Below are 5,848 nucleotides of genomic sequence, written 5' to 3'. Positions count from 1 at the left end.
TAAACCATATGGCCATGTTGCATCGATGGAAATTTTCGGTGTTTGATCAATATGTAAATAACGCTGTAATTTTTGAGTTAACTGCCCGTAGTGCATGCCATGCATGGCGGTAGTTGCGCCCATTGAATAGGCAATCAACGAAAAATGATCTAAGTGTAATTGTTCAATTAAGCACTCAATATCACGCCAGTGACTAGAAATGGCCTCCAACGCAGGAATATTACAATGTTGTGAGCCACCAAAACCGCGCCAATCCGGAATAATAAATTTATGTGTTTTACGCTGAGCATATAAAAAAGGCAGCCACTGCCAGCTTTGCATACCCAAACCAGACAACACTAAAACAGGATGGCCTTGTCCAAATTCACGCACGAATAAGCGTTCACCATCTGGCATAGTGTAATAAGGCATATTTTAAATCCTTCGCTTGTTATTTTTCATCAAAGACTTTTAATTGCGGAATCATGTTTTCAAGCCAGTTAATCCAGCCAATTTCTAAATCCATACCCAATTGCAAAATCATTTTATGAATAAACTGGGTCCGGTCTTGTGCTTGCTCATGTGCGAAATCTTTCACAAAAATTGTTTGGTAAATATTTAAATTGGCTTTATGTAAAATCAAGTGTCGTTCAAGTTCAGGCAATACGCTATTGCCGCCCAATTGTGCTTCTGCGCGTAGTCGTACCATGAGTTCTTCACGCAATTGTGCGGGCGGGCTTTGTTTTATCATCCAATCGGCCAACTCAGCGCGTCCTAAGTTTTCCACTTGGTAGGTTTTTTTGCGTGTATTGTGATTGGCCTCTACAATGGTCGAAATCCAATTTTTCTGCTGCATTGCACTCAGTTCACGATAAATTTGCTGATGTGTTGCATTCCAGAAAAAGCCCATAGAACGATCAAAGCGCCGTGCTAAATCAATACCTGTACTTGGTTTTTCAATTAAGCTGGTCAATAAAACATGCGCTAAAGACATACACCACTCAGTCAGTAAAAATTTACGCAATCATTATGCAACATGTTGCATAAAAATCAAATCTAGAATATAAACTGTGCAACAAGTTGCATTAAGTATTACATTCGCCAGCTTAAAAAGCGCGCCAAGGAGATTATATGTCTAATTACCCTCACTTATTAGCCCCGTTAGATTTGGGTTTTACCACATTAAAAAATCGTGTCTTGATGGGTTCTATGCATGTTGGGTTAGAAGAAGCGCCCGGTGGTTATGAGCGTATGGCGGCCTTTTATGCTGAACGTGCTGAAGGTGGTGTAGCGCTCATTGTAACGGGCGGAATTGCACCCAATGATGCCGGTTTAACCTTTGCCGGTGGCGCTAAATTAGACAGCCAAAAAGAAGCAGAAAAGCATAAGGTGATTACTCAAGCAGTACACGATGCTGGTGGTAAGATTGCTTTACAGATTTTACATACGGGGCGCTATTCATATCAAGCAGACTTGGTTGCGCCGTCTGCCATTCAAGCACCCATTAATGCCAATAAACCGCATGCCTTAAGCTCTGCAGAAGTGAATCAAACCATTGCTGATTTTGCCAATTGTGCCAAATGGGCGCAATATGCTGGCTATGATGGCGTCGAAATCATGGGCTCAGAAGGCTATTTAATTAATGAGTTTATTGCTGCACGTACCAACCAACGTGATGATGAGTGGGGCGGAAGTTATGAAAACCGCATACGTTTCCCGATTGAAATCGTCAAGCGTACTCGGGCTGAAGTCGGTGAAAATTTTATTATTATTTATCGCTTATCAATGTTGGACTTAGTTGAAGGCGGCTCAAGCTTTGATGAAGTGGTGCAATTGGCCAAAGAAATTGAAAAAGCTGGTGCGACTATTTTAAATACCGGCATTGGCTGGCATGAAGCACGTATTCCAACCATCGCCACCAAAGTACCGCGTGCTGCATTTACGTGGGTGACAGAAAAACTGAAAGGCTTGGTCAAAGTTCCGCTCATTACGTCAAACCGAATTAATACGCCAGAAATGGCCGAGCATGTATTGGCTGAAGGTCATGCCGATATGGTGTCTATGGCACGTCCGATGCTGGCCGACGCGTTTTTTGTACAAAAGGCCGAACAAGGACGTAGTGATGAAATCAATACCTGTATCGGTTGTAACCAAGCCTGCTTAGATCATGTTTTTGCGATGAAAATTGCCACTTGTTTAGTTAATCCGCGCGCTTGCTATGAAACGGAACTGATTTTTAAAGAAACCAGTGTAGCCAAAAATATTGCAGTGATTGGCGCAGGTCCTGCCGGTTTAAGTTTTGCCACCTATGCGGCGGATCGTGGTCATCAAGTGACCATTTTTGAAGCCAGTCATCAAATTGGTGGGCAGTTTAATATTGCCAAGACCATTCCGGGTAAAGAAGAGTTTTATGAAACCTTACGTTATTTCAAACGTAAAATTGAATTACAACCGAATATTAAATTGCTATTAAATCATCAGGCTAGCTATGAAGAACTCAGCCAATCGGAGTTTGATGACATTGTGGTTGCAACTGGTGTGACGCCGCGCCATTTAGAGATTGAAGGCAGTGATCATCCTAAAGTGCTGAGTTATATTGAAGTCTTAAGAGAGCATAAACCTGTAGGAAAACGTGTGGCGATTATTGGCGCTGGCGGTATTGGTTTCGATACAGCGGAATACCTAACCCATGAAGGGGATAGCGCGAGTCTGAATCCGGAAAAATTCTATGATGAATGGGGTATTGATACCAATTATGAAAACGTAGGTGGATTAAAAGCTGCCGTATTAGAGCATTCTCAGCGTGAAATTTATTTACTCCAACGTAAAGCCAGCTCTGTTGGTGCAGGTTTAGGTAAAACAACTGGTTGGATTCATCGCACCGGCTTAAAGCATCGTGATGTCAAGATGATTGCTGGCGCCAGCTATGAGAAAATTGATGATCAAGGTTTACATATTTCGGTGAATGGTGAAGCCGTGCTATTAGAGGTCGATAACGTGGTGATTTGTGCGGGTCAAGAACCGTTTACTGCGATGTTTGATCAATTAAAAGCACAAGGTAAGTTGGTGCATTTGATTGGCGGTGCTAAAGAAGCCGGTGAGTTGGATGCAAAACGCGCGATTCGTCAAGGTGCAGAGTTAGCTGCAATTATTTAACTCTAAATGGGAAGTAAGTTCTACTTCCCATTTTTTATTTTAATGAAAAAAAGGAATTTAAAATGTCAAAACAACAAACCCAAGCTGCAGTTCAACGCTGGCATGAAATGCTCAATACTCGTGATATGTCTATTTTAGATGAGTTACTTGCTCAAGATGTGGTGTTTCGTTCACCGGTTGCTTTTCAGCCTTATTTAGGCAAACAAGTGGTGTTTTTTATTTTAACCAATGTGATCCAAATTTTTGAAAACTTTATCTATGATCGTGAGTTTTACACAGAAGATGGCATGAGTGTGGTGCTTGAGTTTGCTGCCAATGTTGGTGATAAGAAACTTAAAGGTATCGATATGATTCGTTTTAATGAGCATGGGCAGATTGTTGAGTTTGAAGTGATGCTGCGACCTAAAAGTGGTTTAGATGCACTGGCTGCACAAATGGGACAACGCATGGCTGCTTTTATGCCCACAGCATAAGTGTTATAACAGAATATAGAATAATGATTAAAACCACGGCGTTTGCTTAATATTTTGAGTTGCATCATTTTGAGGCGGAGCGAATATGAAGTTTATGATCAATAAAATAACTCAATTGGCGCAAGAGCTGCTCGATCATGTTATTGGTGCAGAATTGCCGACCTTATATTTTTCTCCGCGCGGTGAAGCACGGCGTATGCGTGATATTTTGCCGCAATTGAAACAAAAATATCGTCCAACGCCGTGGCTATCGAATGCCCACTTACATTTAATGTATTTTGACCTCATCAAACAGAAAAATATTCATCTGAAATACGATGCTATAGAACACTTGGATATGCCAGATGGCGGCATAACAGGGATTGCATGGTATGGACTTGATTTACCGCAGACCACACCGACCATTGTCCTCATGCATACCTTAACCGGCACACCAGAGAGCATGTGCGAATTGGTACGCGATTTACATCAATATACTGGCTGGCGCATTGCTTTATGTTTACGCCGTGGTCATGCCAATTTACCCATGCCTGTACCGAAAATTTCAATTTTTGGTTCTACCGAAGATTTACGTCAACAGATTGCGCATATTCAGATGAAATTTGGCCAATCGACACTCTATGCGGTTGGTTCGTCAGCCGGTACTGGGTTGCTGGTGCGTTATTTGGGTGAAGAAGGTGAGAAAAGTCCTTTTAAGGCCGCTTTTGCTTTGTGTCCAGGCTATGACACTGAGTTGGGTTTTAAAAATATACATCCATTTTATAGTAAGCTCATGACCAAAAAGCTTTTTAAGTCTTTTATCCATCCGTATATGCCGACTTGGAAAAGTACCGCCTCTTTGGCTGAAGTGTTGCGCACTAAAAGCTTATTAGAATTTCAATATCAATGTTTTGAATTGGCAGGTTACGTTAGTTTTGACGCTTATAATCAAGCGACCAATCCAATCTTTGTATTTGAAAATATTAAAATTCCGTTAATGATTTTAAATGCAGAAGACGATCCAATTTGCTGTATTCGCAATTTTGATCCTTATAAGGAAGCCATTCAGAAGATGCCCAATATTATGGTGGTCACCACCAAAAAGGGCAGTCATTGTGGTTTTTATGAGGGTTTACATGCGGTCTCATGGTCGGCGCGTTTAATCTCGGATTACTTAATGGCAGAAGAAAAATCGATGTAATTCAAGTATATGAATTAATTATTTATTTTAGAAATATTTTGATGCAAACACGACACTTAAAGTTACATAAAACTCGGTATTCAGTGCGTATTTCTGTTATAATTGCTACAACAATAAAAATGACATGAGAATGTTCTTTTTTTAAATTGATATATAAGTCTTATTAATCTGAATTATCAAAGTAAAGGTTGTTATTTCAAGATACCAATGGTGGTGTCTTTATATGTGTTAAATATTGGTGTAAATGTTGAATATAATTGAAAATTTAGTAGCAAAATCTGTAAATGGTAGTGAAATTATTGTATCGTTAGTTCCTTCAAAAAAAATGCAAAGTACACGCGAAGGGTTTAAATGGGTTGAAGTTGGAAAAAAAGTTTTGCTTCAGTCTGGTGTTGAAATTGATTTAAACCTTGATGGTCGTAGCTTTTATACAGGTATTAACGAAATGTTTAAATTTACCTCACGTGTAAATTAAACCTTTGATGCTCACTGTTCTAGAAATCAAAAACCGTCTTTAAGGCGGTTTTTTATGGTCTGTACTAAACTGCTCTCTCTCAAGTCTATCTGGCTGATATGTACTTAAACTTTATCTTTGGTGCTTATTTATGATAAGTATTTTCAAATTGGTGATCTGTTAAGAGATCTTCCTTGGTCTTTATGCCGTGAACCAAATGAATTGTTGCTGTCAATGGTCGCTTATAGACTGAAATTTTTTACCTTTTTACCATCATTCATACGTTTACTTATTCACATTATTCAGAACTTAAAAAAATTAACTTTATTTAAAAAATAACCTTAATTTTAATTTAAGTGATTGAAATAATTATATAAATAATAATTTTGTTATAGGTTTTGATTTGCGAAGTATTATTTCCTATTGATTCTTTAAGTAGATCGTTCAAGTAAATATAGGATTTAAAGTGTGATTTTTATTTATTTATTATTTTTTGATACATTATTGTCACTTTTTGTTATTGTGTGACAATAAATATAAGTATATAAATAGTCTTGCACTTGATAAAGGGAGTGAAATATGAATACATTAGAATTATTAGTAACT

The 5,848-nt window shown here is 38.7% G+C and carries 6 protein-coding genes; 4 read left to right on the top strand and 2 right to left on the bottom strand.

Features of this window, described 5'->3' with window-relative positions; genetic code table 11:
• Both SE27_RS14455 and SE27_RS08030 read right to left on the bottom strand, forming a co-directional pair.
• A partial coding sequence (locus tag SE27_RS14455) for an alpha/beta fold hydrolase (RefSeq protein WP_455549976.1) occupies nt 1-411 on the bottom strand: 411 nt, incomplete at its 3' end.
• A 19-nt stretch (nt 412-430) separates the two neighbouring features.
• The gene (locus tag SE27_RS08030; protein ID WP_039622415.1) at nt 431-973 is read right to left on the bottom strand and encodes a PadR family transcriptional regulator; all 543 of its coding nucleotides are present in this window, start codon (nt 971-973) and stop codon (nt 431-433) included.
• Between the two features lie 137 nt (nt 974-1,110).
• Here SE27_RS08030 and SE27_RS08025 point away from each other — a divergent pair, with 137 nt between their 5' ends.
• From SE27_RS08025 to SE27_RS08010, 4 genes are all read left to right on the top strand, one after another.
• The gene (locus SE27_RS08025; RefSeq protein ID WP_039622414.1) at nt 1,111-3,135 is read left to right on the top strand and encodes an NADPH-dependent 2,4-dienoyl-CoA reductase; all 2,025 of its coding nucleotides are present in this window, start codon (nt 1,111-1,113) and stop codon (nt 3,133-3,135) included.
• Nucleotides 3,136-3,197: 62 nt separating this feature from the next.
• Nucleotides 3,198-3,608 carry a nuclear transport factor 2 family protein gene (locus SE27_RS08020; RefSeq protein ID WP_039622412.1) on the top strand — a complete coding sequence of 137 codons (411 nt, stop codon included), beginning with the start codon at nt 3,198-3,200 and terminating at the stop codon, nt 3,606-3,608.
• An 85-nt stretch (nt 3,609-3,693) separates the two neighbouring features.
• Nucleotides 3,694-4,788: a YheT family hydrolase gene (locus SE27_RS08015; protein WP_039622410.1), complete on the top strand. Its 1,095-nt coding sequence runs from the start codon at nt 3,694-3,696 to the stop codon at nt 4,786-4,788.
• Between the two features lie 244 nt (nt 4,789-5,032).
• Nucleotides 5,033-5,263 carry a hypothetical protein gene (locus tag SE27_RS08010; protein WP_039622408.1) on the top strand — a complete coding sequence of 77 codons (231 nt, stop codon included), beginning with the start codon at nt 5,033-5,035 and terminating at the stop codon, nt 5,261-5,263.
• Nucleotides 5,264-5,848: the final 585 nt, after the last annotated feature.

Origin of the sequence: Acinetobacter harbinensis, assembly GCF_000816495.1 — a bacterium.
Lineage (GTDB): Bacteria > Pseudomonadota > Gammaproteobacteria > Pseudomonadales > Moraxellaceae > Acinetobacter > Acinetobacter harbinensis.
This window is presented reverse-complemented; position numbering and strand designations above follow the sequence as displayed.

Bases quoted from the DNA above. Each gene is read 5' to 3' on its own strand.
- SE27_RS08020 (WP_039622412.1), top strand. From the start codon at position 3,198: ATGTCAAAACAACAAACCCAAGCTGCAGTTCAACGCTGGCATGAAATG.
- SE27_RS08015 (WP_039622410.1), top strand. From the start codon at position 3,694: ATGAAGTTTATGATCAATAAAATAACTCAATTGGCGCAAGAGCTGCTC.
- SE27_RS08010 (WP_039622408.1), top strand. From the start codon at position 5,033: ATGTTGAATATAATTGAAAATTTAGTAGCAAAATCTGTAAATGGTAGT.
- SE27_RS08030 (WP_039622415.1), bottom strand. From the start codon at position 973: ATGTCTTTAGCGCATGTTTTATTGACCAGCTTAATTGAAAAACCAAGT.
- SE27_RS08025 (WP_039622414.1), top strand. From the start codon at position 1,111: ATGTCTAATTACCCTCACTTATTAGCCCCGTTAGATTTGGGTTTTACC.